Below are 25,400 nucleotides of genomic sequence, written 5' to 3' on the forward strand. Positions count from 1 at the left end.
ACCTGTGACCGTGACGACCTGCGGCGTAGGATGCGTCTTGGTTTTTCGATCGGCGTGCCGTGCGGTGCGCCGCAGCCAGGAGGTTGTATGGCTATGCAGTTCAACAAGCGGACCGCGCTGCGTGTGGCGGCGCTGTTCGCGATTCTGTTTCTGATCGGGTTTACCATGCGGATTCCCGCCATTTGGCTGAGCGGGTTCTATGGCATGCACGGTGTGCTGAGCGCGCCGTTTTTCGGGGCGCTTGCCATGTGGCATTACCGTCACGGCGGCGCAGGGTGGCAGCTGGTGGCGGCCACGCTTCTGCTTGCGGCGCTGCTCGGGATGATGAGCCCGGTCATGGGCGTCGCCTTCGCCGCGATGGCCGCAATCGCTGGTGTCGTGCGCGCGGTCGTTGGCGGACGCGGGCACGGCGACCTGGTGTCTGCGGCTGTTTTCGGTGCGGTCAGCTACCCGTGCACCTTGGCCGCAGGCATTGCCCTAGGTTCCTATTTCCCCACGTCATCTTCTGTTTTGACCATTGTTGTCATGACCGTTTTGGGCGTTGCGCTCAGTGTGCTCGGCGCCCTCCTCGTCCCCTCCAAGAACGGGACAATGGGGACGTAGCACTTTGTCCCGCGTGGAGGTGGACAACGGGGACGGAGCCTTTTGTCTAACGAGACAACGGGGCGGACAACGGGGACGTAGCCCTTTGTCCCGCGTGGAGGTGGACAACGGGGGCGGAGCCTTTTGTCCAACGAGACAACAGGGCGGACAACGGGGACGTAGCCCTTTGTCCAATTGGACCTCCCCGTCATTCCGGCCTGCTCCTCCAGCCCGAAATGCGCTTCTGCGCCAAGAAAATCAACTAGTGCAGGACCGTTCTGTTCCGATCTTCTTTCGAAAACATACACCCGCGCAGAGCCCCAGGTCAGACGCGTGGCGATATGACACGCGCGACCCGTGTCTACGTGAAGTCGTGCATTACTTGTTTTTCTTGGCACAAATCGAGGTTTTCGAGCCGAGGAGCAGGGCGCGACGGACTCGTGTGCCCGCTCCGCTTTCTGTCCCGCGTGCGGATGTGTCCCCATTGACTCGAAAATGCGCCAATTGGAAACGTCCCTACTGACACACCCCGGGCTGACCTCATTGTTCTGCTCCGTTGTGGTAGCGGCAGGCACGGCGAATGGGCCATGTGGCCGGGCGTCCAGCTGGCATAATGAATGTGTCCACGGGCGTTCGACCAGGGAGGTTGCCATGACTGTTGCAGCAAAGCGGTTCGCGTATGTGGTTGGGGCATGTCTTGCGTGTCTGGTTGCGATTGCCGCAGCGCCGGCGCAGGCGCACGCGGTCGTTCACCCCTCGGCCGACGACATCGTCCTCGGCGGGGTCGTGTATTCCGCATCGCATCCGGAAACGGTGTCGTATGACGAAAGCTCCGGCGTGCTGACGCTGGAATACTACGACGGCGGAGGCATCCAGGTATTCGGGCAATCCGATGTTGAAAGCCAGCTGACGATCGATCTGGTCGGGTACAACCAGATTTCGTGCACGGGCGAGCCCGACATCGACCCGGGCATCCGTATGACGGGCGGCAAAGGGAGCATCGAGATCACGAGCAGCGACCGGGCATACCTCGAGCTCGTCGCGAATTACACCTATTCCGGAATCTACCCCAACCTCTGCGGCGTGATGGTGGATGAGAACCTCACCGTATCGGGAAACGCCGACGTATGGGTGTGGACTGCCAGTTCGTCGAGCGACCACGTCCGCGGGTCGGGCATCTGTTGCCAGGATGGCGGCGTAATCGTGAAAGACCACGCCAGGCTGAAGGTGTGGGTCACGTTGGATTGGTCGAACGGCTGCTACGGAATCGAGAGCCATTCAATAAGCACGCCCGCCCTTGTCGCGACAACGGACGACGAGGTGTCTTTCGAGTGCACGACCGGACACGGCGCCAACACGTTCGCTGTGTACCAGCCGGGCGCGTCCGTCCCGTTGGGGCTTTACGGCGTGCCGTACGTCGAGGTGGCTGCGGTGTATGTGGCAACCAATAACGGCATGGACGGTTTCAACTTCGGCCTGCCGAGCTATTCGTTTTCAGCCACCGGGCCGAACGCGTATGTCTACAAGCTGGAGACCGGGTGGCTGAAAGTGGGTTCGAAATGGCGCTACTACCTGGGTGATGGCGAATTCGTGACAAACGACTTCCGCAGCGACAAGAACAAGACCTACTACTTCGACGCCGACGGATTCATGGTCACGGGGTGGAAGAAGGTTGCCGGTGCGTGGTATTTCTTCAGCAGGAACGGCGGCGCCATGCAGTTCGGTTGGGTGAAAGACGGCGGCAAGTGGTACTACCTCAGTTCCGGCGGCACCATGGCCACGGGTTGGCAGAAACTTGGATCCACGTGGTACTACTTTGACGTGAACAGCGGCGCCATGAAGACCGGTTGGCAGAAGATCAGCGGGAAATGGTACTGGTTTGAAAGCTCCGGCGCCATGAAAACCGGCTGGTTGCGAAGCGGCGGCAAGTGGTACTACCTGCAGAGTTCCGGCGCTATGGCCACAGGCTGGCTGAAGGTGGGCTCTACCTGGTACTACTTCGACAGCTCGGGGGCCATGGCCACGGGCACCAGGACCATCAACGGCAAGACCTATCGGTTCAGCTCGAGCGGCGCGTGGATTGCCTAAACGGGGATGCGGGGTGGACAGTGGGGACGTAGCTCATTGTCCCGCGTGCATGTGTCAGTGAACATCGGGTGGACATCGGGGACGTGGACATCGGGGACGTGGCCCATTGTCCCGCCTTCTGCCCCGCGCGCGGATGTGTCCCCATTGACTCGAAAATGTGCCAAAAGGAAACGTCCCTACTGACACATTCGGGACAAAGGGGATTGCCCTTTGTCCCGCTCCTTGTCCCACTAGGGCTGAGGTTTGGCGGGGGAGAGCTGCAGCCAGCAGACGACGCCGAGCGCCATCATCGGGATGCCCGCGACCAGTCCCAACGGGGACGGTCCCAGCGGGCCGGGGCCGACGGTGCAGAACGCAACCCCGGTGGACGCAATCGCGTTGATGGCTCCGTGGGCCAGCGCGCAAGGCCACATGCTTCCGGTATTCAGGCGCAGGTAACCCAACGCACATCCGATGGCTGTGCAGGCAACGATCATAACCAGGATCCCTACCAGGGGAAACCCTGCGTAGTCCATACCATAGTTGTGCCCCATGGCAATGACCGGCGCATGCCACAGACCCCATATCACGCCCGAAACCAGCACGGCTCCGCGTTCGGACAGGCGCTCGCACAGCGTCGGGAGCAGCAAGCCGCGCCAGCCGATTTCCTCGCCCGCTGCAGGAATCGCGTTGATGAACGGGGCGATGGTCAGCGCCGCAAAAAGGGAACTCGTGAGAAGAACGGGGGCCGGCGGCATCTGGGCGGCCAGCTGGTCGGAGGATGCGCCCGCCGCCGCTGCGTCGGCGGCCAGAAACGACTCCATGGACGGATCGAACAGGCTGGGGTTCAGGACGAAGAACACGACGCACCCGAGCAGCGTGAACACGGCTGGGGCGAACCACGCTGCCAGATAGAGCCGTAGGTTGCCTTCGAGCCGCAGCTTAAGGCCCAGGTCGATGCGGCCTTCGCTTCCGCTGGCGGCGTTGGCGGCAAGCGCTCCCACCAGGGGAAAGAACATGCTCGCGGCGATGAGAACGACCATGACCAGGGAGGAAGACTCGCCGTGTTCGAAGGTGCCCAGGGCGATTCCCGCAGGAATCAGCAAGCCCCAGGTAAGGCCGAAGGTTACGGCAAGATAGACGGCAAGTCGCTTCATCGGGCAATCTCCTTCAGGTTCGTCACGATACGTTGGAAGCGCGGCATCTGGGCCAGGCTCGCGAAAGCTGGGTTGGCTGACACGCTTTCCACCAGGCTTTTCTTGATGATAACCTCATCCCGCGGCGCGCTTGTGCCTATGATGTTGACCCGCTCGACCCAGGCCTCGGTCCTATCGAAAAACGCGTCGCCGTGCAGCTCGATGGGGAATTCCAGCTTACGGCACGCCCGCTCGTAATCCTCGAGGCAATCCAGGGCGCGATTGACGTTGCCGCCCATGAGGTGCGCGGTGGCGAATGACAAATGGATGGCCGCCGTGTTCACGTACACGTTTTCAAGATCGAAGGCGTCGATCAGGGCAAGCGCTCGTGCGTGAGCCACGTCGAGCTTCTGGGGCCTGTCGGCGTAGAGCGTCGCGAGCTGGGCCAGGCGGTTCAAGGCCAGCACCAGTGATTGGAAGAGCGTGCCCTGGAGCGTTTCGTCGGCCTCGTCGGCGCGTCCCAAAGCCTGGTAGGCGCTGGCCAGAAGCAGGTCGGTACCCAAATCGATGTCGGTCGACTTTTCGAGCGCCTCGGAGGCTGCCTGCGGGTTTCCGGTCACCAACAGCACACTTGCATCGATGGCTTCCGCAAGCTTGATGTCGGCGGATGACTCGGAATTGCGCTTGACGCGGTGGCACAGCTCGACGATCTCGTCGGCAAACGCGGCGCGTGCGTTGCCTTCCACCAGGTTGATGTGGTTCAAATACAGCGCCGCGATTTGCGCCAGCAGGGGGTAGCAGGAATAATAGTCGCCCACGAGCTGCTGGCATTGCCGATGGGCCTGGTCAAAGGGCTCATTTGCGAAGGCCGCGCGCAATCGGGCGCATTCCCGCGCGATGCCTACCCGGGACATCTGGGGCTCGTAGCCGATAAGCTGGTCGATGGTGATGTCGAAGTAGGCGGCAATCTTCGGCAGCAGCTCGATGTCCGGGTAGCTCTGTCCGTTTTCCCACTTCGAGACGGATGCCTTGGTGACGCCGAGATGCATTGCTAGGCCGTCTTGGGTCAGGCGGGCCTCTTTCCGCAGGCGGTAGATGGTGGTTCCGATGGAAATCGCGGGTGTCATGCGGCTCCTCCTTCCGACATCTCAAGGGTATGCCGCAGGACCGCTGGCCGCAAGCGATAATGGGTTGATTCTGGTAAAGAAAGTCAACTATCGGTTGATTTGCGAAACTGTGCGCGGGTGGGGGACGACGGGGGGAGGGACGGCGGTGGACGACGGGGACGGAGGGTATTGTCCCTTCGTTGACGCGCGTCAACGAAGGGACAATACCCTCCGTCCCCGTCGTCCCCCGCCACCGCAGCTCGTCGCCTGGTCTACCGGACCGAGGCGCTGTTGCCGTTGTCGTAGAGTTCCTGGATGCCCTCGGGAAGGTTGTCAGGCAGCATGGCAAGTATGCGGTCCTCGCTGCCGTCGGCAATGGCCGTGTCGTAATACCAGCACTTGTATTTCAGCATGTCGCGCATGCGGCTGAGCTGGGCAATCTCCTCCTCAATGGCCGCAAGGCGCGTTTCGAACAGCTCTTTGCGCTGGGGGTACGTGTCGGGGCCTTGCGTGCACCAATCCATGAACCGCTTGATATCGCGAATCTCCAGCCCCGAGCCCTTCAAACACTCTATAACGTTCAGCGCGTCGATTTCGGTGTCGGTAAACTTTCGGATGCCTGACGTGCGTTCCAAGTAAGGGAAGAGGCCTTCTTTGTCGTAGTAACGCAGGGTGGATATGGGCAGACCGAACATCTCCGAGATTTGTCCGATGGTGTACGTCATGTTGCTCTCCTCAAAATACACACTTGACCTAAAGTCAGGTTTAGCCTCTATCGTCACATCATATCCGAAACCGAAAGCAATGCAAGCACTCTTTCAGGAGGTTCACATCATGATGAAAACCGAAGAACTCGAGCTCACTCAGGAGTGGGACAAGACGTTCCCGAAAAGCGACAAGGTCGACCACAGCAAGGCGACCTTCGTCAACCGCTACGGCATCACGCTGGCGGCGGACCTGTACGTACCCCAGGGCGCGCAGGGCCAGCTGCCCGCCATCGCCGTATGCGGACCCTTCGGCGCCGTAAAGGAGCAGTGCTCCGGTTTGCACGCCCAGGAGCTGGCCGAACGTGGCTTCGTGACCATGGCCTTCGACCCGTCTTTCACCGGTGAAAGCGGCGGCGCGCACCGCTACATGGCCTCGCCCGACATCAACACCGAGGACTTCATGGCTGCCGTGGACTTCCTGTCGCTGCATGAGCTGGTGGACGCGGACCGCATCGGCATCTTGGGCATCTGCGGCTGGGGCGGCATGGCCCTGAACGCAGCGGCGCTGGACACCCGCGTGAAGGCGACCGTGGCTTCCACCATGTACGACATGACCCGCGTCAACGCCAACGGATACTTCGATTCCGAAAACACCGAAGAGGCACGCTACGCCAAGCGTGCCGCCATGTGCGCCCAGCGCCTGGTGGATTACAAAGCCGGCGAATACGCCCTGGGCGGCGGCGTGGTGGACCCGCTTCCCGAGGATGCGCCCAAGTTCGTTGCCGACTACTACGACTACTACAAGACGCCCCGCGGCTATCATCCGCGCTCGCTGAATTCCAACGGCGGATGGAATGTAATCGGTTGCGAATCCTTCATGAACCAGCCCATCCTGCATTACAGCAACGAGATCCGCTCCGCTGTGCTCGTGATGCATGGCGACGCGGCCCATTCCTTCTATTTCGGCAAGGACGCTTTCGCGAACATGGTGGAGGGCAACGCCTACGCCGACAACAAGGAGCTGCTGGTCATTCCTGGCGCATCCCACACCGATCTGTATGACGGCGGCAAGAACCAGGCGATTCCCTTCGACAAACTGGAGGCGTTCTATCGCGAATACCTGCGATAATCCAATATGACGCTGCGCGGCCGACGTGTTGTACAAACGTCGGCCGCGCTTTCATGTAAGGGGGAAAGCAACGTGGAAATACTGGTTTTGAACGGAAGCCCGCGTCCGCGCGGCAATACGGCCCAGATGGTGGCGGCGTTTCGAGAAGGTGCTGAATCTGCAGGGCATGCGGTGCACGTCGTCGATGTGTGCCGAAAACAGATCAAAGGGTGCCTGGCCTGCGAATACTGCCATGGCAAGGGGCGCGGCGAGTGCGTCCAGAAGGACGATATGCAAGAAGTGTACGACCTGCTCAAGACCGCCAATATGCTGGTAATCGCTTCGCCCATCTACTACCACGGGCTGACCGGGCAGGTCAAATGCGTTATCGACCGTTTCTATTCGGCTCTGTATCCGAAGGCGCCCGCCAGCTTGCAGAAAGTCGCTATGTTCCTGAGCTCGGGGGATGCGAACCAATACGTAGGTGCCTGGTTCTCCTTCGACGGAGATTTCCTCGGCTACTTGGGGCTCGAAAACGCCGGGTTTTACGCCGCGCCGGGCAGCGTAGATGCGGGTACGCTTGAGGAGATCCGCCGCATGGGAGCGGAACTGTAACAACACGCCAGGCGGGACGACGGGGACGGAGGGTATTGTCCCTTCGTTGACGCGCGTCAACGAAGGGACAATACCCTCCGTCCCCGTCGTCCCGCCAAGGGCCTGATCTATGCGCGGTTTCTGAGGGCCGCCATGCCGCCGCTCGAATACAGGTTCAGCAGCGTTTGCGCACGGTCGAACTCGGGGCCGCGCTTCCAACCCAGCAGACGGTTCACGGCCAGGTTGCCGTAGGCGTTGTGCACGAACAGCAGGTAGGCGTCCTGTTCGGACAGTCCGGTCCTTTCCATAATGGAGGGCACGGTCTGCTGGGCACCCTGTTCGATCACCCGGGCGGCGATGCGCGAGAACACTTCGTCGTCGGCGTACAGCATCAGGTACTCGTCGTTGGCGGGGGCCCGCTGGCACAAGCTGGCCTGGGCGTTTCCCTCCAGCGGCGGGGCGGCCTCGAGCGCCTCGTCGATCAGCGCGTCCAGCAGGGCGAACTTATCCTCGTAGTGCAGATAGAAGGTGCCGCGGTTGATGTCGGCGCGCCGGCAGATGTCGGCCACGGTCATCTTGTTGAACCCGACTTCGCGGAACAGCTCGAAGAACGCCTCGCGGATCACCATGACGGTGTAGCGGGTGCGTCGGTCGAGGGTCGGTTCTTGCATGGTCGTGCCTTTCTATCCGAATCCGCCATCAATATCGTGCATCCGTACGTTCCTGAACACATCCGGGCATCTGTCGATTGTCTTCGTTCAAATCAACACAGATACTGTTTATGAACACATGTTGATTATATCGAAACGAACGGAGAAATCCATGACCCCTTACGAGCAATTGGTCGTCCAACTGACCAACCAGTCCTTCAGGTACCAGCATGTCTACCGCCAGGGCGGCACGCCCTACAGGCTGACCGAGAAGGAGCCGCTGCCTTACGAAGAGCAAATCAAGGCGTTCGCCCACATGGTCGAGCAGGCCGACTGCATCCTGGTGGGTGCGGCATCGGGACTTTCCGCGGCCGGCGGCGGCGACTTCTATTACGAAGACAACGAGTCGTACCGCGCCTATTTCGGCAAGTTCGCCGAGAAATACGGGTTCCAAGGCGCTTTCGCCGGCATGATGCACCCGTGGGAAACCGCCGAGGAGCGCTGGGGGTATCTGGCCACGTTTTTGAACACGACGCTCAGCGTGCCCGTGCGTCAGCCCTATGTGGACTTGGACGCCGTAATCCGCGACAAGGAATTCTTCATCCTGACCACGAACCAGGATACCCAGTTCATGAAGCTGTACCCCTGGGACAAGGTGGCAGAAATCCAGGGCGATCACCGGTTCTTCCAGTGCCAGCACTGCTGCACCGACGAGGTGTGGGATGCCACCGAACCCGTGGCGAAGATGATCGAGGGCATGGGCGAGGGCCTGGCGGTGCCCGCCGACCTGGTGCCGCGTTGCCCCCATTGCGGCGGCGAGGCGTTCCCTTGGGTGCGCGGCTACGGCAACTTCCTGCAGGGCGAGCTGTATGACGAGCAGTACCGGAAGGTGTCCGACTGGCTTAGCGAACATGCCCAGGAGAAGGTGCTGTTCATCGAGCTGGGTGTGGGCCGCATGACGCCCGCGTTCATCCAGGAGCCGTTCTGGGCGCTGGTTTCGCAGCTGCCGCAGGCGAGCTATGTGGGCATCAACAACGTGACGCAGTTTCTGCCGGAGGTCATCGAGGACCGTGGCATCGCCATCCGCGGCGACATCGCCGAGGTGCTGACGGACGTTCGCGCCGAGATGGGACGATAACATGCGGGTCGATGATTTGAGGCGCATCCGCCAGGCGCTTGACACCGCCGACCTGGTGCTTATCGGTGCCAGCAACGGGTTGGACATGGCCGAAGGACTGAACATCTTCGCGCCGGACGCGCATTTTGCCGAAGCTTACGGCGACCTGGCGCAGGCCTGCGGCGCCCGTTCCGTTTTGGAGGGCATGTACCGCAGCCGCGGCAATCTGGCGCAGGCTTGGGCGTGGCAGGCCCGATTCGCCTGCCGCGAGTGGCTGGACTACAATCCGGGCGCCGTTATGGAGCCGCTGCGCAAGCTGGTGGGCCAAACGGATCACTTCGTGCTGACCTGCAACACGGATGCCCGTTTCATGCGGGCCGGTTTCGACGAGGCCTTTGTCATGCAGACCGAAGGCACCGTGGCACGCATGGTGTGTTCCGCCAGTTGCTGCGACGAGCGCCATGCATCCGCCGAGGCTGTGCGTGCGCTGGATGCGTCCATTGCGGAAGGCGCTGTGGACCTGCGGCTCATTCCTGCGTGCCCGCACTGCGGCGCGCCTTTGACCCTGGCCGTCGACGAGATGCGTCTGCAGCATCCCGATTCCGAAATCGCAGGTCAGATGGATGTGCTTAGGGACCTTCTCGCGCGTCGTCGTGGCGGCAACATCGTGGTGCTGGAGCTGGGTGTGGGCCTGCGCAACGGCGTTATCAAGCAGCTGCTGGCCCGGACGGCGGCGGGCGAGCCGAACCTCACCTACGCCATTTTCAACTACAACCAGGTTGTCTTCCCCCAAGGACTGGAGGCGCGCTGCGTCGGCGTCGACGGCGACATGGCGCAGGCCTTCGAAACGATGGCGCGCCTGTAACTCGTAAGTGCGCCCGATAGCGAAATGGCCCGACCGGCAGGTGCCGTGTCGGGCCGTTGCGGTTGCGGGGCGTGAGCTTCTACTCGAAGTCGGAGTCCTGGGTGCGCATGACCAGGCGGCCGGGAACGCCAGCGCCGTCCAGCAGGTCAAGGCCTTCGGGAACCTTGTCCAGAGTGGTTTCGATGGCATTAATGGTGAGGTCACCGGTGGCCATAAGGGCGATGACGTTCTCGATGCTTTCCTTCGTGCCTCCCACGGAGCCGCGCAGCTCAGTCTGCATGTTGATCAGCGCGTTCGTGTTGACGGTGGTCTCCAGCTTGGTCATGCCGACAACGACGACGCGGCCGCCGGGCTTTACGGCCAGCAGAGCGTCGGAGGTGGTCGTTCCGGCGCCGGCGAAGTCGACTACCACGTCGAGCTGGTCGTCCTTGAAGTCGAGGATGCTGTCGGCCGTCTTGTAGGCGCCCAAAGACATGGCGTCGTCCTTGGCCTGCTGCTTGCGGGTGGCGCAGTAGACCTGGGCGCCCTGCAGCACGGCGATGCGGGTGGCGACGCGGCCAAGACCGCCGACGCCGATGATGCCGACCTTCGTGCCTTCACGTACTTCGGCACGGTCCACGACGGCATGATAGGAAGTCATGCCTGCATCGGTGGATGCCGCCGCCTGCACGATGTCCACCGAATCCGGGACTTTGATGAGCACGTCTTCGGGAGCTGCGGTGTAGTTGGCGTAGCCTCCGTCACGGGTGTAGCCCTGGGCGGTGCCGTCGATGCCGGAATACATGGGCCAGATGCAGACGCGGTCGCCGACCTTGAAGTTCTTCACATCGTCAGCGATCTCGATGATTTCGCCGGCAGTCTCATGGCCCAGGATGCGCGGCGTGCTGATAAGGTTCAACCAACCTGGATCATGCAGTGCGGAAGTGTCGCTGTGGCACAGGCCGCATGCAAGCACTTTGATCAGGCAGTAACCCGACTTCAGCTCGGGCATGGGCTTCTCGACGAAAACGAGGGGCTCGTCAGTGCCGGTGAATTGCCAACCTTTAAGCATGGTATCCTCCTCTGGACGTGATTAATTATTACCATGATTAAAGAATACGCTCGAATAAGTTCGCTTTGGTTAGCTATCTCTCTTCATGGGTAGGCATTGTTGGGTAAACGGCAAGCGCGCAGGGCAGGAAGCAAAGTTTGGGACACGTGGCCATGCCGTTTGCGGCATGAAGGGATTGGGTGCAAACGTCGAACGCGCGCTCTCGGCGAGAATCGGCGTTGCCGAACAGTTAACTTGCCTACTCGGCGTTTTCCCAGGTAGAATGGACGCAACCAATAGTTGCGGGAATTGCGCACTAGAATTGCTGGCGAAACGGAGGGGCTGCCGCTTAGACTTCATGGGGGTCGACCATTGAAACCCAAGCCGAGGAGGAGACGTTCATGAATTACGAGGTTGCCGAGCGCTTGGCAGAATTACGGCGCGCCAAAGGATTGAGCCAGGAGGAGCTTGCCCATGAACTCGGTTTGTCGCGGCAGGCCGTTTCGAAATGGGAGCGGGCCGAAAGTTCGCCCGACACCGACAACCTGATTGCTCTTGCGAAGCTCTACGGGATGACGCTTGACGAGCTGGTCCATGGCCCGGCCGAGGCAGTTGGCCATGCCGATTCAGGTGACGATGCGGATGCTCCCGATGGTGCTGATGAGTCCCTCGCGGAAGCGTCCGAAACGACGGCTTCGCCAAACGAATCCCTTCTTAACCAGGCCTCTGGCAGCGGTTCGGCAAACGGAGGTTCCGCCTATGCCCATGCGTCTTCGGCTGGCGATGCTACGGGTCCGCTTCCGTATTCGCCCACGCCGCCGGTGGGTTCGGCGACGTATGCGGAGACGGAGGCGCACGTGGCACGCAAGGTCGCAATCGCCGTCGTAGCCACGTTGGCGGTGCTCGGGTTGCTTGTGGCGCTTGTCACGATGTTGGCGAATCGATCCTCGAGTGTGGCGGATGTTCCGTCGGCCGAAGTGTCCGAGGCGCCCGCAGGCGAACCAACTCGTGTCGAAACTCCTGATCAAGAGACGGGCGGAGGATTCGTTGCGGCAAACGAGGTGACCAGTCTGTCCATCCGCTGGGTATCGGGCGGTGCGGACATCGTGGTCGTCAGAGATGAGGAGACGGGCGGCAACATCGAGTTCGACGAAGTTGTCGAGTCGGGAGACAATGCCGAGGCCATGACGTACACGCTTCAAAATGGAAGGCTGACGCTGTTGTACGGTCAGCCTGGCGCAGCCTACAACATGTGCAACACCAGCTGCGCACCCAAACAGCTGACCGTGAAGATACCCGAGAGCTGTGCATCCCAGCTCGGCGTCTTCGAGCTTGAAGCAGGAAGCGGACACTACGTAGTTGGGGAAGGCATCGTGTGCAGGGAACTAGACGTGGACGTAGCATCCGGCTCGGTAAGGATCGGCTCCATCGACGCGGATGACGTGGAGCTGGAAGCCGCAAGCGGCGACCTGTCGGTCGGCGGCATGTTCGGGCTTCTGGATGTGGACGTGGCCAGCGGAAGCGTCGCCGTTTCGTGCGTCAACGAAGTGCCTTCCCATGTAGACGCCGATATTGCCAGCGGACGGTTTGAACTGCTGCTTCCCGCGGACCGCGGGTTCACCGCGCGTGTCGAGGTGGGCTCGGGGAACGTGAGTTCGGAGTTTCCTGGCACCACGTCCAGCGGCGGGCGTCATGAGTCTGTGTATGCAGGTGGTGACGGCAGCGTCAAGGTGGATGCCGAAGTCGCCAGCGGAGAGTTGGTTTTCGGGACCAGCGATTAAATAGAACGTTTCACATCCGATAAACGAAGCGCGTCGGCGGCTGCGGCTGTCGGCGCGCTTTTCTTTCGGGACGCCGATCCTTGTTTGAGCCGCGTTTCCCCGTGTGACCCACGCTCATCACGGGATGCAAAATGGTGTCGATGCGGGCAGGTGCATGGTCAAGCCGCATATGCTGCGCGATAATGGAGCGTAGTCCAAGTTCGCGATGATTTCGAAAGGGTATGCAGCCATGTCCAAAGAGACGGAAGCCTTCGATGGCGCCGAAGAAACCCGTGCCGACCAGATGCCGTACCGGTTCGACGTCAGCCGATGGGCGCCCTATGTTGTGAAGGCCGCCATCGCGCTAGGCGTCATTTACCTGGTGGCCAAGGCCGTGCCGAAGGCGACGCCGCTGGCCGCCGGCCTGTGCTGGGCTGTCCTGAGCGCCGTGGTCGCCATCGGCATCGCGTATCCTTACGTCATTCGGAAGCTCATCAACCGTCACGAGTACGAGCCGGGCGGACGGCTGTCCCAGCTGAACGACGGCAGAATCGTTCGCCTGACCATCAGCTTTGTCGCCGCTGCGGTTTTGGTCGCTGGGCTTCTGTTCGAAATCACCAAGTGGGGTGCGGCCGAATGGGCGATCTCCGTGTTGGCTATTCCGGTGTTTCTCGGCTGTTACCTGCTGGTTTGGCGCATCCTGAAGAAAGAGATCCGCGAGCAGTTCCGTATAGCACGCGCCATCCAGGTGGCCCGCATTGCGACTGCCGCCTTACTGTGCATCCTCTATATCGCGGTACTCGCGCTTGCTCCGGCCGATACGTTCGCCAACGCCACCGAGGCGTTTCTGGCATCGGCCAACCCCTTCGAAGGCTCGCCATCCACGCTGCTCTGCGAAGGCGGCAAACTGGCCGCGCTCGTCAATGGGGTGTTCGCCTACATGATGTCGGCGGTCGCCCAGGCGTCGTTTAAGGCTTACATCGTGTGGAAGGTGCTGATTGCGGCATCCACGTTCTACAGCATCAGCGCGGTCATGGGGCTGTGCGCTCTCGAGGCCTCGGAAGTCCGGAGCGAATTCACTTCCATCGATCGGATTACCGACAAGAATGCGCCTCTGGTCAAGCGTTTCGTGGGCGTGGCGCTGCTGCTGCCGCTGTGCCTGACGGCTCTGTTCGTGGCGGCGGACGGCAAGGCCGCCCAAGTCGCGCAAACCCAGGAATACACTGCGGTTGACCAGTACATCCGCAACCAGGTGGGCCTGACCGTGTGCGTGATCGACGGCAAGACCTACGATTACGATGCCGTTCAGGACTTTCTCAAACGGCTGGACGCTGATTCGCTCAGCCTGAGCGAAGAGGCCGCCGCCGAGCTGACGCCGCTCATCAACGAGGCCTTCGACCAGCGCATCGACAACGTGGACGTCTATCTGGACTGGTACTACAGCCTGGAGGCGGATTACGAATGCCTTGGGCATCTCGTGGACAGCACTGTCGAGGACTTCATGGCCGACCAGCTGGAAGCTTCCCTGAGCGAAGGGGTGGACGACACGCTGCTCAACGAGCGGGTGGCGTATTGGGCCGAGCAGGCTGAAGCGCTTGAAGCAGCGGCTCATGAGGAGCTTGCCGCCTACGAGGTTGACGTGCCTGAATGGCTCATCCAGACAAAGCAGGACATCGACATGGAGGCGTTCAACACGTCCTTCAACAGAACCGAGCGCCTTGAGGACATGGGTGTGCGCCTTACGGCCGCTGGCGTTTCGGCGGTGGTCATAAACCACGTGGTTGCCAAGAAGCTTGTCAGCAAGTTGTCTAAAAAACTCGCTGCTAAGCTGGGCATTTCCTCAGCTGAGAGAATCGCGTCGCTAGGGTTTACCGCCGCGGGTCCTTTGGGCGTGGTTGTGAAGATCGGCGCCGACGTTGCGACGACCGTCGTTTTGGACAGCGTGTTCCTGACGCTTGATGAGAAGCTGCATCGCGACGAGTATAAGCAGGAGATTATTGCTGGCATCGAAGACCAACGTGCAGAGATGTTGGCCCTGGTGGGCGGCACGGCTTAAGGCAGCGGCGCCACGATTTCCGACACGGCGACCAAGGAGGCTTCGCCGCCGATTTCGACGCGGCCTTCGCCCAACGGCCGACAACGCAGATACCCGCCGCGTTCGGAGGCCTGATAGGCGAGGACTTCGGACTTGCCCAGCTCACGGCACCAGAAGTCTGCAATCTGACAATGGGCCGATCCGCAAACCGGGTCCTCGGGAATGGCAAGTTTCGAACAGAAGCTCCGCGAGACGCAATCCACGTCCGTGCCGCGGGCCGTGGCGTTCTGGATGCGCCCAGGAATCGTCATGAGCAGCGTCTGATCGGGGCGCATGGCGCGCACGGTCTCTTCGTCGTCGAACACGCAGATCAAGTCCAGACCCAACACGGCGCGGCTGGGACGTGCGCCGAATGCGGTGGTCATTTCGTGGGTCACGGGAATCTCGCGCAGCTCATATGTAGGTAGGTCCATCAAGAAGGCGTCGCCGTCGCGGCGGATGACGAGTTCGCCGCCCAAGGTGTCGAAACGCACCTCGTCAAGGCCGGGTTCGATCTGCTCCATGACGGTATAAGCTGAGGCCAAGGTGGCATGCCCGCACAGTTCCACCTCGCAGCCGGGCGTGAACCAGCGCAGGTGGTAGCGTCCGTTGCCGCCCACGATGAAGGCCGTTTCCGAGAGATTGTTCTCCCGGGCGAGCAGCATCATGGACTTTTCGGTGGGCCACGCATCCATCACGCACACGGCAGCGGGGTTGCCGGTAAAAGGCCGGGGCGCAAATGCGTCGACTACGTACTGCTTCATAGGTCCGCCGTTTCCTCGTCTCGGGTTGTCGCCCCGGTATTATACCGTTTAGATGTCGGTCGGCATATATCCGATGTCACATCGGCCTCCGCGCGTTGCATTTGGCGTGCGCGGCGGGGTTCAAGAGTGGCTTTCGAAGGCTTCGTGCAACGAGAATCTGAATTTCTGTGCACTTAGAGGGATAATCTGTAAACGCGACGCTCTCTTCGAGGCTTTCGGGGCTGACAGATGAAAAAATAAGAAACACATAATGCGAATCTGTGGCATAAAATTGTCCATCGCAGCGATAGATGCCTCCACATGCGGGCTCGTCGTGCAGATTATCCCCCTAAGTGCACAGCGACGGCGTTTTTCGTTGCACGACACTCCGTTCGCGACATTGAAGCCACCCCGCGTGCCTTCGCGATCTCCCGCTGCCCACTCCTTTCGTCGAAATGGGCCTTAGCCGCCAAAAAAACAAGTAATGCACGACTTGGGAAGCGAACGTGTCGGTCCCGAAATATGCAGGTGTCTCTGACCTGATGCTTTAGTAAAGCATTTCCGACGGCATTCCAGTGGTTAGTCTTGAGCGCACTCCAAGTCGTACACTACTTGTTTTTTCTGGCAGAAAACGGGGTTTTGGCCTGAAGGAGGCGACCGGGTGGGGATGCGGAGAGGCGCACCTCTGTCAAATTATTTCGACACAGAACCGAGCGAAGGCGCTCTAACGCAACTTTTCTGTCGTTAGAGCGTCGCGAAGGATTCTAACGACACTTTAAGCCCGAAAAGTGTCGTTAGAGCATCGAAGCGATGCCTAATGCAAGAAAAGTGTTGTTAGACGGTCGGGCGTGCGCTGCGGTCTTTCGGCTTGGGTTGTGCCGATGCGCGGAGCCTCGCGATGCGTACGAAGCGAGCAAGCATATATCATGGTGTGGTATAACGGGGAACGAACGTTACGTGGGTTTGAGTATGAAAGGAACGTTCATGGTATTGGAGAAGCAGTTCGGAGAGGCCGACGCCCGAGCGGCCCTTCCACATCTGAAATTCGACGATAACAAATTTACCCGCGGCATGTGCGAGCTCATCGTGGGCGGCCCCGAGTTCCCAGGTGCAGGCGTGCTGGCCTCGCTGGCTGCTAACAGCCTTGCGGCGGGCTACGTCACCACCTACACCTGGAAAGATGCGGCTCGGGCCATCCGCGCGAAGCAGCCCTCTATCGTGGTCCGCAAGCCGAAAGAATTCCTGACTCGCGACCATACGGCAGCGCCGGGCAAGCCGAAGGCAGTGGTCATCGGCTGCGGCCTGTCTCCTGATGATGAAGCCGCCGAGCTGGTGTTGGCGGCGCTGCAGGTTGAAGTGCCTTTGGTTATGGACGGGGGAGCGCTGGCGTTCATGAATCGGGCCGACGTCAAGGAAGCCCTGGTCACCCGTGCCAAGAACAAGTTCCCCACGGTGCTCACGCCGCATGCGGGCGAGGCGGCCCGTCTGCTGAAGGCCGAGGCCGAGCGCTGCGCCGAGCAGGAATCCCTTTTCGACACCTCCGACCCCTCGTGGCAGTGGGTCCACGAGCGTGGCGAACAGTACGCGGCCGCAGACCCGAAGGCCGATCCGGCGCAGGCCGCGGCGCTGATCGCCAACGCCTACGGCGCGGTCTGCGTGCTGAAGGGGCCGGACACCTACATCTCGGTTCCCGGCTTCGTGCAAGAATCCGACGAGCACACCGTTCTGGTGGTGACGGAAGGCACCCCGGCGTTGGCGAAGGCCGGCACGGGTGACGTGCTTGCTGGTACCATCGGGTCCTTTGTCGCATCGGGCATGGCACTCGAAGCCGCCTGTTCGCTGGGCGTGTTCCTGCATGCGCGGGCAGGCCGGCTGGCAGGGGAGGCCTTAGGCGAGCTCTGCGTGACGGCCGAGCGAGTGCTGCACTACATTCCGAAGGCGGTGTGCAGCCTGGCATAGCGCCAGGTCATACGCCTTCGACCCGGATATGCCTCAGATATGCCGCCGCATCTTCCCTTATATATAGGTAAGGTGCGGCGGCTTTTCCATGTCGCGTGGCGACGGCGCTTCCGAAAACGCCTAGTCGTCCCACACCTCTTTGGCCAGGCGGAACACAGCCCAGCCCTTCGGCCATCCCACATACATGGTGGCGTGGGTGATGATCGCGGCGATTTCCTCCTTGGTCACCCCGTGGGCCTTCGCGTTCTGCAGGTGGTAGGTCAGGGACGAATCGGTGATGCCCGACGCCATGAGTGAAACCACCGTGACGATGCACTTGGTTTTGACGTCGATGGCGTCTTCGTTCCACACTTCTCCGAACAGGACGTCGTCGTTAAGGTGCGCGAACATCGGCGCGAATTCGCCGAGCTGCTCGCGGCCTGCGGTTTGTACGATCTTTTCAGCCATGTTGTCCGCCTTTCTGCGATGTTCGAACTGCTGCAAACCTCAATCGGTCACAACCATTATCAACCTAAACCGCACTTTAAGGGCAAGGGTTGCACGAACTTCGCGGCGCGGGTTACAGCGCGTCAACATATTACGGTTTCTGACGTTGCTTCGGGTTGACACCGCACGCTGGAGAACTAGAATCACGATTGGCACTCGAACAACGCGAGTGCCAACTTATGTGCACATATGAAAGGTCGCCGCCATGCGTAAATTCAAAACAGAGAGCAAGAAGCTCCTCGACTTGATGATTAATTCCATCTACACCAACCGCGAAATCTTCCTGCGCGAGCTCATCTCCAACGCGTCGGACGCTGTGGACAAGCTGTACTTCCGCAGCCTGACCGACTCCGACGTGCAGCTGTCCGCCGACGAGCTGGCCATCGACGTGGCCTTCGACAAGGATGCCCGCACCATCACCGTGTCCGACTCGGGCATCGGCATGAACAAGGACGAGTTGGAGAAGAACCTGGGCACCATCGCCCATTCCGGCAGCTTGGATTTCAAGACCGAAAACGCCGAAGGCGAGCAGGCCAGCGCCGTGGACATCATCGGCCAGTTCGGCGTGGGCTTCTACTCCGCGTTCATGGTGGCCAAAAAGGTGGTCGTGGTTTCGAAGCGCTACGGTGAGGACGAGGCCTGCAGCTGGACTTCCGACGGCGTGGAGGGCTACACCATCGCCGACGCCGAGCGTGAGAACCACGGCACCGACGTGATCCTGTACCTGAAGGACGATGCAGACGAAGATTCCTATTCCGAGTTCCTGAGCGAATGGAAGCTTAGGGAGCTCATCAAGAAGTACAGCAACTACGTGCGCTACCCCATCCGCATGGAGGTGTCCAAGACCCGCACGCTGCCCAAGCCCGAAGACGCCGGCGACGACTACACGCCGCAGCACGAGCATTACACCGAAATCGAAACCATCAACTCCATGGTGCCTATCTGGAAGCGCAAGAAATCCGAGGTCACCGACGAGGAGTACAACGAGTTCTACAAGTCCGACTTCCACGATTTCGTCGACCCCTTGCGCACCATGTCGGTGCACGCCGAGGGCATGCTGACCTACGACGCGCTGCTGTTCATCCCTGGCCGCCAGCCCTACGATTTGTTCTCGCCCGACTACAAGAAGGGTCTGGCACTGTACAGCTCCAACGTGCTCATCATGGAGAAGTGCGAAGACCTGCTGCCCGATTACTTCGGCTTCGTCCGCGGCGTGGTGGCCAGCGAGGATCTGACCCTGAACATCTCCCGCGAAACGCTGCAGCACAACACCCAGCTGCGCGCCATCGCCAAAAAGGTGGAGAAGAAGATCAAGAGCGAACTGGCTGACATGCGCGATAAGGACCGCGACGCCTACGAGGGCTTCTTCAAGAATTTCGGTCGCAATTTGAAGTTCGGCATCTACTCCACCTACGGACAGGCCGCATCCACCCTGTCCGACCTGCTGCTGTTTTACTCCGCCAAGCAGGAGAAGCTGGTCACGCTGGACGAATACGTGGACGCCATGCTGGCCGACCAGGAGGCAATCTACTACGCGGCGGGCAACTCCGTGGAGCGTCTGGCCAAGCTGCCCGTGGTCCAGAGCGTGCTCGACCGCGGATTCGACGTGCTGCTGTGCGCCGAGGACGTGGACGAGCTGTGCCTGCAGTCCATGTTCCAATATAAGGAGAAGGAGTTCAAGAACGTGTCCGGCGGCAACCTGGGTCTGGAGACCGAGGATGAGAAGGCCGCTGCGGAAGCTGCCGCCAAGGACAACGAAGCCCTGTTCGCAGCCATGAAGGACGCCCTGGGCGAAAAGGTGACGAAGGTGTCCGTGTCCACGCGCCTGACCACTGCTGAGGCCGCGCCGGCCTGCATTACCGCCGAAGGCCCCGTGTCCCTGGAGATGGAGAAGCTCTTCGCCGGCATGCCGGTGCCCGAGGGTGGGGAAGCGCCCCGCGCGTCCCGCGTGCTGGAAGTGAACGCAGCCAACCCCGTGTTCGAGGTGCTCAAGGCCGCCCAGGAGGCGGAAGACGCCGACAAGGTGAAGCTTTACGCCGACGTGCTGTACAACCAGGCGTTGCTGGTAGAGGGCATGCCGCTGGAAGACCCGGTGGCCTTCGCCAACGAGATTGCCCAGCTCATGAAGTAGGCTTTCTCTCCATATTTCGACTCGTGGCATGCGGGGCGTCGGGAATGCATTCCGGCGCCCCGCTTTTCGCGTGCTCGGAAAACGTCGTGCGGGCATGTGCCCTGAAGGTCACATGCCCGCAAACAACGGCGCATTCGCAAGGGGCGTCTCCATAAAAAACCTTCGAAGTGGAACGCGACAGGAACCCTAATGGACCTGCTGAGGAACAGTGGAAGTGAATAATCGAACAACGTAAGCATTTCCAATCAGAAGAGCAAGGAGACCCCAATGTCTTACGTTGAAGCAATCGCCCAGGTCGTTTCGGAGCGCACGGGATACAAGGCCGAGGACATCACCGCCGACCACACGTTCGCAGAACTCGGCATCGACTCCCTCGACACAGTTGAGCTCATGATGGCGCTGGAAGATGTTCTCGGTTTCGAAATCGAGCTGGACCAGGCGGTTCGTACCGTAGGCGAGCTGGACGCCTTCCTGCAGGGCATGCAGGGGTAGGCGCATGATCGCCTCACCTATCTGCGAGTTGCTGGGCATCACCTACCCGGTCTTCCAAGGCGGAATGGCCTGGATCGCCGACGGAACCCTTGCCGCTGCCGTGTCGAACGGCGGCGGGCTGGGCATCATAGCCGCAGGCAGCTCATCGGGCGAACACGTGCGCGCGCAGATCCATATAGCCCGATCCATCACATCGCGCCCCATCGGCGTGAACATCATGCTCATGAGCCCGCATGCAGAAGAGGTCGCGAAGGTCGTGGCCGAGGAGCGCATCGACGTCGTGACCACCGGGGCGGGCAATCCCTCCAAGTTCATGGGTGCATGGCACGAGGCGGGCATCAAGGTGGTGCCTGTGGTCGCGTCGGTGGCCATGGCTAAACTCATGACGCGCCAGGGCGCAACGGCCCTTATTGCCGAAGGCGGCGAGAGCGGCGGGCATGTGGGCGAGCTCACGACCATGGTGCTGGTCCCCCAAGTGTGCGACGCCACCGACCTGCCGGTCATCGCGGCGGGCGGCATCGCCGACGGCCGCGGGGTGGCGGCGGCGTTCATGCTGGGCGCATGCGGCGTCCAGATGGGAACCCGCTTCCTGAGCGCCGAAGAATGCAGAATCCACCCGCGCTACAAGGAGCTCATCCTGAAGGCGACCGACCTGTGCACCATGGTGACGGGCAAGCGCCTGGGGCATCCGGTGCGCAGCCTGCGCACGCCTTTCGCGCGAAACTACGCTGCAACGGAATTCAGCGGCGCTGCGGATGAAGACCTGGAAGGGCTGGCGACGGGTAAATTCCGACTGGCGGTCCAAGAAGGCGACTTCGACGAGGGCTGCTTCTTGTCTGGCCAGGTAGCGGCCATGGTCAAGAAGGAACAGCCTGCGGCCGACATCGTGAAAGAAGTTATGGAAGAGGCCGAAGGCGTCCTGAAAGGGGCTTCGTCATGGCTGGCCTAGCGTTCGTGTTCTCCGGCCAGGGCGACCAGCGCCCGGGCATGGGCAAGGACCTTTACGACCAAGGTGGAGCGGCGGCGCGCGTTTTCGACACGTGCGAACGGCTGCGCCCCGGCACCATCGACCAGTGCTTTGGCGCGTCGTTGGACGAGCTGAGCCGGACGGAAAACGCGCAGCCATGCCTGTTCGCGATGGAGCTCGCCATGGCGGAAAGCCTTCGCGAGCAGGGCATAAGCCCTCAGGCGGTAGCAGGCTTCTCGCTCGGCGAGATGGTCGCGGCCACGTTTGCGGGCGTGTTCACGCCGGAGGACGGGTTCGGTCTCGTATGCACGCGCGGGCGGCTCATGCAGCAGGCTGCACAGCGCTTCGACACGTTCATGGCTGCTGTGGTTAAACTGGATGCATCCCAGGTCAGAAGTCTGTGCGAGCAGATGCCCGATGTGTATCCGGTCAATTTCAACTGCCCGGGGCAAACCACGGTGGCGGGGTCTTCTCTTCAGCAGGCCGCGTTCATCGAGTCGGTGCGCCAGGCGGGCGGCCGCGCGATTCCGCTTAACGTGTCGGGCGCGTTCCATTCGCCGTATATGGAAGAGGCCGCAGGCGCATTTGCGAAGGAGCTCAGGCTCAAGCAGGCCCATCCTGCGAACATCGCGATGTATTCGAACGTGACGGGCGGCCCGTACGGAACGATCGATCCGGTCGATCTGCTGTGGCGCCAGGTGGCAAGCCCGGTGCTGTGGGAAACCGAGGTGGGTCGCATGATTGACGACGGAATAGACACCTTCGTCGAGATAGGTCCTGGCCACACGCTGACCAACATGATCCGGCGGATTTCCTCGGAGGTCCGCGCGGTAAGCGCCGCCGAGTGCAACGTCGCGGAGCTCTAACGCCCCGACGCGGCGCATTCCAACAACAAAGAACGGAGACAGGCATGCTAACTGGGAAAACCGCCCTCGTTACCGGCGGGTCGCGAGGCATAGGGGCCGCAATCGCGCAGCGCCTGGCGTCGCTGGGCGCCAACGTGGCGGTGGTCTACGCAGGAAACCGCGAGGCCGCCGAAAAGGTTTGTGACCTATGCGGCACACATGCGCGGGCCTACCGATGCGACGTCTCGAACTGGGACGAAGCGAAGGCGACCGTGAAGGCCATCAAAGACGACTTCGGCACGGTCGACATCCTCGTGAACAACGCGGGCGTGACGCGCGACGGGCTGATCGCCACCATGCGTGAGGAAGATTACGACGCCGTGCTGGACGTGAACCTGAAAGGCGCGTTCAACATGATTCGCCATTGCACGGGCCTGTTTATCAGGAACCGCGGAGGCAGCATCGTCAACGTGAGCTCCGTGTCGGGCCTTATGGGCAACGCCGGCCAGAGCAATTACGCAGCCTCCAAGGCGGGGCTCGTCGGCCTGACGAAGTCCGTCGCCAAGGAGCTTGCGCCCAAGGGCATCCGCTGCAATGCGGTGGCCCCTGGGTTCATCCAGACCGACATGACCTCTGACCAGGAATCCAACGCGCTGCTCGACGCCATTCCCCTTGGTCGCATGGGGACGCCGGCCGACGTTGCGGACGCCGTGGCGTATCTGGTCTGCGCGCCGTACGTGACGGGCACGGTGCTGCGCGTCGACGGCGGAATTGCCATGTAGGTCTTTTCCAGATTACGGATGCATTTTCAACAAAGCGGCCGGCCGGAATGTCGTTTCGGCAGATGAGGCCGCCGATCACTATTCAGTCGCAAGGAGCGTGACATGAAAGAACCAAGAAGGGTCGTGGTAACGGGCTTGGGCGTCGTGAGCCCGCTCGGAAGCGACATGGATACGTTTTGGAAGAACGTGACGGACGGGGTGTGCGGCATCGGACCCATCACCCGTTTCGACACGTCGCAATACAAGGCCAAGGTGGCGGCCGAGGTGAAGGATTTCGACCCCGCGCAATACCTGAGCACGAACGAGCTGCTGCGCACCGACCTGTACGCGCAGTATGCCATCGGCGCCGCGGAGCAGGCCGTTAGCGAAAGCGGCATTGTGGGCACGCTGCCTCCCGACCGCTTGGGCGTGTACTTCGGGTCGGGCATCGGCGGTTTGGAAACCGTCTGCTCAGGAGTCGCCAAGCTCAACGAGCAGGGTCCCCGCCGAGTGTCCTCGCTGATCATCCCCATGATGATTGCGAACATGGCCGCAGGTCTCATCGCCATCCGCTACGACTGCCAGAATGGCGCCATGCCGGCGGTCACGGCGTGCGCGACCGGGTCGAACGCCATCGGCGAGGCCGTGCGCACCATCCGCCACGGCTACGCGGACGCCGTCATCGCGGGCGGCTCAGAGGCATCCATCGTTCCTTTGGGCGTCGCCGGGTTCGTGAACATGCGCGCCCTGTCCACGGCGGACGACCCGATGGCCGCATCCCTTCCCTTCGATGCGCGCCGTGCCGGATTCGTCATGGGCGAAGGCGCCGGTGCGCTGGTGCTGGAAGAGCTGGAGCATGCGCGCGCCCGTGGAGCGCACATCTACGGCGAGATCAGCGGATACGGCTCCACCTGCGACGCCTACCACATGACCGCTTCGCACCCCGAAGGCGACGGCGGCAGGCGGGCCATCGCGCAGGCGCTCGAAGAGTCCGGATACACGGGCGACGAGCGTCTGTACATCAACGCGCACGGGACGGGTACGCCCATCAACGACGCATGCGAAACGCTGGCCATCAAGGGCGCGCTCGGTCAGGAAAAGGGCCGCGAGGCGCTGGTCAGCTCCACAAAGTCGATGACCGGGCACATGCTGGGCGCAGCGGGCGCCGTTGAGGCGATCGTGTGCCTGAAGGTGCTGCAGACGGGCATTGTTCCGCCCACCATCAACCTGCTCGAGCCCGATCCGGAATGCGATTTGAACCACGTTGCGCAGACGGCTGTGCAGGCGGAAATCGACCTGTGCCTTTCGAACTCCCTCGGATTCGGCGGGCACAATGCAACCTTGGCGTTCAGGAAGGTGTAGACGATGCATGACGAGAAGATCCGCGCGTATGCGGAAATCATGGACGAAATGGGACTTACCGGGCTGGAAGTTGAAGAAGGCGGCGCGAAAATCCGCCTCGAACGCGGCGTCCCCCAAGCCGCGGCTCCCGTCGTCATAACCCAGCAGGGGCTTGCCGGCGACGGTGCGGCAGATGCGGAGTCCGCCACCCCGAAGGGCGAACTGTACTCGGTTCGCTCGCCTCTCGTGGGCGTGTTCTACGTGGCCCCGGCCGAAAACGCCGAACCGTTCGTCATGCCCGGCGATCGCGTGAAGAAGGGTCAGACGCTCTGCATCGTCGAGGCCATGAAGCTCATGAACGAAATCACCGCCGAAGAACCCGGCGTTGTCGAGAAGGTTTGCGTGACCAACGGCCAGATGGTCGAATACGGCGCCGAGCTGTTCCAGATAAGAAGGTAACCCATGGATAGGGAAGAAATTCAGCGCATCCTGCCGCATCGCCCGCCGATGCTGCTGCTAGACGACGTGTCGGAGCGCGATGGCGTGGCGTTGGGCCATTACCACGTGCGCGGCGACGAGTTCTTCTTGCAGGGGCATTTCCCCGGCAACCCCATGGTCCCGGGCGTCATCCTGTGCGAGATCATGGCGCAGTCCGCCTGCGCTTTGCTGGAAGACCGCATGTCCGAGGGCGCGCTGTTCGTGTATGCGGGCATCGACAAGGCGAAGTTCAAGAAGAGCGTCCTGCCGGGCGACACCGTGGAGGTGACCTGCAGCCTGAAGCGGGTCATCCACCCGTTCTTCATCGTGGATGCAGAGGCATCCGTCGACGGGAATCTGTGCGCGAGCGCCACGCTGACCCTGGCCTTGACGGAGGTCTAG

Annotated in this window: 24 protein-coding genes; 17 read left to right on the forward strand and 7 right to left on the reverse strand. The window is 61.4% G+C overall.

Translation table 11 applies throughout. The features are described 5' to 3' along the window. The first annotated feature begins 87 nt into the window (after nt 1-87). Together SHEL_RS00440 and SHEL_RS14080 are read left to right on the forward strand one after the other, a co-directional pair. Nucleotides 88-603, forward strand: a complete 516-nt coding sequence (locus SHEL_RS00440; protein WP_041422428.1) for a hypothetical protein — start codon at nt 88-90, stop codon at nt 601-603. Between the two features lie 630 nt (nt 604-1,233). After that, nucleotides 1,234-2,670: an N-acetylmuramoyl-L-alanine amidase family protein gene (locus tag SHEL_RS14080; RefSeq protein WP_012797273.1), complete on the forward strand. Its 1,437-nt coding sequence runs from the start codon at nt 1,234-1,236 to the stop codon at nt 2,668-2,670. Nucleotides 2,671-2,900: 230 nt separating this feature from the next. On the opposite strand, the gene SHEL_RS00450 is transcribed toward SHEL_RS14080, so the two are convergent. From SHEL_RS00450 to SHEL_RS00460, 3 genes are all read right to left on the reverse strand, one after another. Then, nucleotides 2,901-3,806: a CPBP family intramembrane glutamic endopeptidase gene (locus SHEL_RS00450; protein ID WP_012797274.1), complete on the reverse strand. Its 906-nt coding sequence runs from the start codon at nt 3,804-3,806 to the stop codon at nt 2,901-2,903. After that, nucleotides 3,803-4,912, reverse strand: coding sequence for a helix-turn-helix domain-containing protein (locus SHEL_RS00455; protein WP_012797275.1), 1,110 nt, complete (start codon nt 4,910-4,912; stop codon nt 3,803-3,805). The genes SHEL_RS00450 and SHEL_RS00455 overlap by 4 nt, the downstream gene beginning before the upstream one ends. Nucleotides 4,913-5,163: 251 nt before the next feature. Next, nucleotides 5,164-5,616, reverse strand: a complete 453-nt coding sequence (locus tag SHEL_RS00460) for a MerR family transcriptional regulator (protein WP_012797276.1) — start codon at nt 5,614-5,616, stop codon at nt 5,164-5,166. Between the two features lie 109 nt (nt 5,617-5,725). Here SHEL_RS00460 and SHEL_RS00465 point away from each other — a divergent pair, with 109 nt between their 5' ends. After that, entirely contained in the window at nt 5,726-6,727 is a 1,002-nt protein-coding gene (locus SHEL_RS00465) for an alpha/beta hydrolase (RefSeq protein ID WP_012797277.1), read from the forward strand. A gap of 72 nt (nt 6,728-6,799) precedes the next feature. Continuing rightward, a complete protein-coding gene (locus SHEL_RS00470; protein WP_012797278.1) occupies nt 6,800-7,321 on the forward strand; it encodes a flavodoxin family protein in 522 nt (173 codons plus the stop codon). 107 nt (nt 7,322-7,428) lie between these two features. Here the strand turns inward: SHEL_RS00470 and SHEL_RS14085 are convergent, their stop codons facing one another. Continuing rightward, nucleotides 7,429-7,971, reverse strand: a complete 543-nt coding sequence (locus SHEL_RS14085; protein ID WP_012797279.1) for a TetR/AcrR family transcriptional regulator — start codon at nt 7,969-7,971, stop codon at nt 7,429-7,431. A 151-nt stretch (nt 7,972-8,122) separates the two neighbouring features. On the opposite strand from SHEL_RS14085, the gene SHEL_RS00480 reads away from it, so the two are divergent. Both SHEL_RS00480 and SHEL_RS00485 read left to right on the forward strand, forming a co-directional pair. Then, nucleotides 8,123-9,088 carry an SIR2 family NAD-dependent protein deacylase gene (locus SHEL_RS00480; protein WP_012797280.1) on the forward strand — a complete coding sequence of 322 codons (966 nt, stop codon included), beginning with the start codon at nt 8,123-8,125 and terminating at the stop codon, nt 9,086-9,088. A gap of 1 nt (nt 9,089) precedes the next feature. Beyond that, nucleotides 9,090-9,932: an SIR2 family NAD-dependent protein deacylase gene (locus SHEL_RS00485; RefSeq protein WP_012797281.1), complete on the forward strand. Its 843-nt coding sequence runs from the start codon at nt 9,090-9,092 to the stop codon at nt 9,930-9,932. A gap of 79 nt (nt 9,933-10,011) precedes the next feature. Here SHEL_RS00485 and SHEL_RS00490 read toward each other — a convergent pair whose 3' ends face one another. Beyond that, nucleotides 10,012-10,983 (reverse strand): zinc-binding dehydrogenase, encoded by a 972-nt coding sequence (locus SHEL_RS00490; RefSeq protein ID WP_012797282.1) that lies wholly within the window; start codon nt 10,981-10,983, stop codon nt 10,012-10,014. A gap of 380 nt (nt 10,984-11,363) precedes the next feature. Between SHEL_RS00490 and SHEL_RS00495 the strand changes: the two genes are divergently transcribed. Both SHEL_RS00495 and SHEL_RS00500 read left to right on the forward strand, forming a co-directional pair. Further along, nucleotides 11,364-12,743, forward strand: a complete 1,380-nt coding sequence (locus tag SHEL_RS00495) for a helix-turn-helix domain-containing protein (protein WP_012797283.1) — start codon at nt 11,364-11,366, stop codon at nt 12,741-12,743. 229 nt (nt 12,744-12,972) lie between these two features. Then, nucleotides 12,973-14,778: a hypothetical protein gene (locus SHEL_RS00500; protein WP_012797284.1), complete on the forward strand. Its 1,806-nt coding sequence runs from the start codon at nt 12,973-12,975 to the stop codon at nt 14,776-14,778. Here the strand turns inward: SHEL_RS00500 and SHEL_RS00505 are convergent. Beyond that, nucleotides 14,775-15,560, reverse strand: coding sequence for a PhzF family phenazine biosynthesis protein (locus SHEL_RS00505; protein ID WP_012797285.1), 786 nt, complete (start codon nt 15,558-15,560; stop codon nt 14,775-14,777). The two genes, SHEL_RS00500 and SHEL_RS00505, sit on opposite strands and share 4 nt — an antisense overlap. Before the next feature lie 963 nt (nt 15,561-16,523). Between SHEL_RS00505 and SHEL_RS00510 the strand changes: the two genes are divergently transcribed. Continuing rightward, nucleotides 16,524-17,498: an NAD(P)H-hydrate dehydratase gene (locus SHEL_RS00510; protein ID WP_012797286.1), complete on the forward strand. Its 975-nt coding sequence runs from the start codon at nt 16,524-16,526 to the stop codon at nt 17,496-17,498. Nucleotides 17,499-17,618: 120 nt separating this feature from the next. Here the strand turns inward: SHEL_RS00510 and SHEL_RS00515 are convergent, their stop codons facing one another. Beyond that, nucleotides 17,619-17,945 carry a carboxymuconolactone decarboxylase family protein gene (locus tag SHEL_RS00515; protein WP_012797287.1) on the reverse strand — a complete coding sequence of 109 codons (327 nt, stop codon included), beginning with the start codon at nt 17,943-17,945 and terminating at the stop codon, nt 17,619-17,621. A 244-nt stretch (nt 17,946-18,189) separates the two neighbouring features. Here SHEL_RS00515 and htpG point away from each other — a divergent pair, with 244 nt between their 5' ends. The 8 genes from htpG (at nt 18,190) to fabZ (ending at nt 25,400) form a co-directional block, all read left to right on the forward strand. Continuing rightward, complete coding sequence (gene htpG, locus SHEL_RS00520) at nt 18,190-20,115, forward strand: molecular chaperone HtpG (protein WP_012797288.1); 1,926 nt, start codon at nt 18,190-18,192, stop codon at nt 20,113-20,115. 267 nt (nt 20,116-20,382) lie between these two features. Continuing rightward, nucleotides 20,383-20,607, forward strand: coding sequence for an acyl carrier protein (locus tag SHEL_RS00525; RefSeq protein ID WP_012797289.1), 225 nt, complete (start codon nt 20,383-20,385; stop codon nt 20,605-20,607). A 4-nt stretch (nt 20,608-20,611) separates the two neighbouring features. Beyond that, nucleotides 20,612-21,556, forward strand: a complete 945-nt coding sequence (locus SHEL_RS00530; protein WP_012797290.1) for a nitronate monooxygenase — start codon at nt 20,612-20,614, stop codon at nt 21,554-21,556. Beyond that, nucleotides 21,544-22,440 (forward strand): ACP S-malonyltransferase, encoded by an 897-nt coding sequence (locus tag SHEL_RS00535; protein ID WP_012797291.1) that lies wholly within the window; start codon nt 21,544-21,546, stop codon nt 22,438-22,440. Before SHEL_RS00530 ends, SHEL_RS00535 begins: the two co-directional genes overlap by 13 nt. 44 nt (nt 22,441-22,484) lie before the next feature. Beyond that, a complete protein-coding gene (fabG, locus tag SHEL_RS00540; protein ID WP_012797292.1) occupies nt 22,485-23,201 on the forward strand; it encodes a 3-oxoacyl-ACP reductase FabG in 717 nt (238 codons plus the stop codon). Nucleotides 23,202-23,303: 102 nt separating this feature from the next. Then, nucleotides 23,304-24,542 (forward strand): beta-ketoacyl-ACP synthase II, encoded by a 1,239-nt coding sequence (gene fabF, locus SHEL_RS00545; protein WP_012797293.1) that lies wholly within the window; start codon nt 23,304-23,306, stop codon nt 24,540-24,542. 3 nt (nt 24,543-24,545) lie between these two features. Further along, on the forward strand, nt 24,546-24,980 hold the full coding sequence (accB, locus tag SHEL_RS00550) for an acetyl-CoA carboxylase biotin carboxyl carrier protein (RefSeq protein WP_012797294.1): 435 nt from the start codon (nt 24,546-24,548) through the stop codon (nt 24,978-24,980). Between the two features lie 3 nt (nt 24,981-24,983). After that, a complete protein-coding gene (gene fabZ, locus SHEL_RS00555; protein WP_012797295.1) occupies nt 24,984-25,400 on the forward strand; it encodes a 3-hydroxyacyl-ACP dehydratase FabZ in 417 nt (138 codons plus the stop codon).

It is taken from the genome of Slackia heliotrinireducens DSM 20476 (assembly GCF_000023885.1).
Taxonomy (GTDB): domain Bacteria; phylum Actinomycetota; class Coriobacteriia; order Coriobacteriales; family Eggerthellaceae; genus Slackia; species Slackia heliotrinireducens.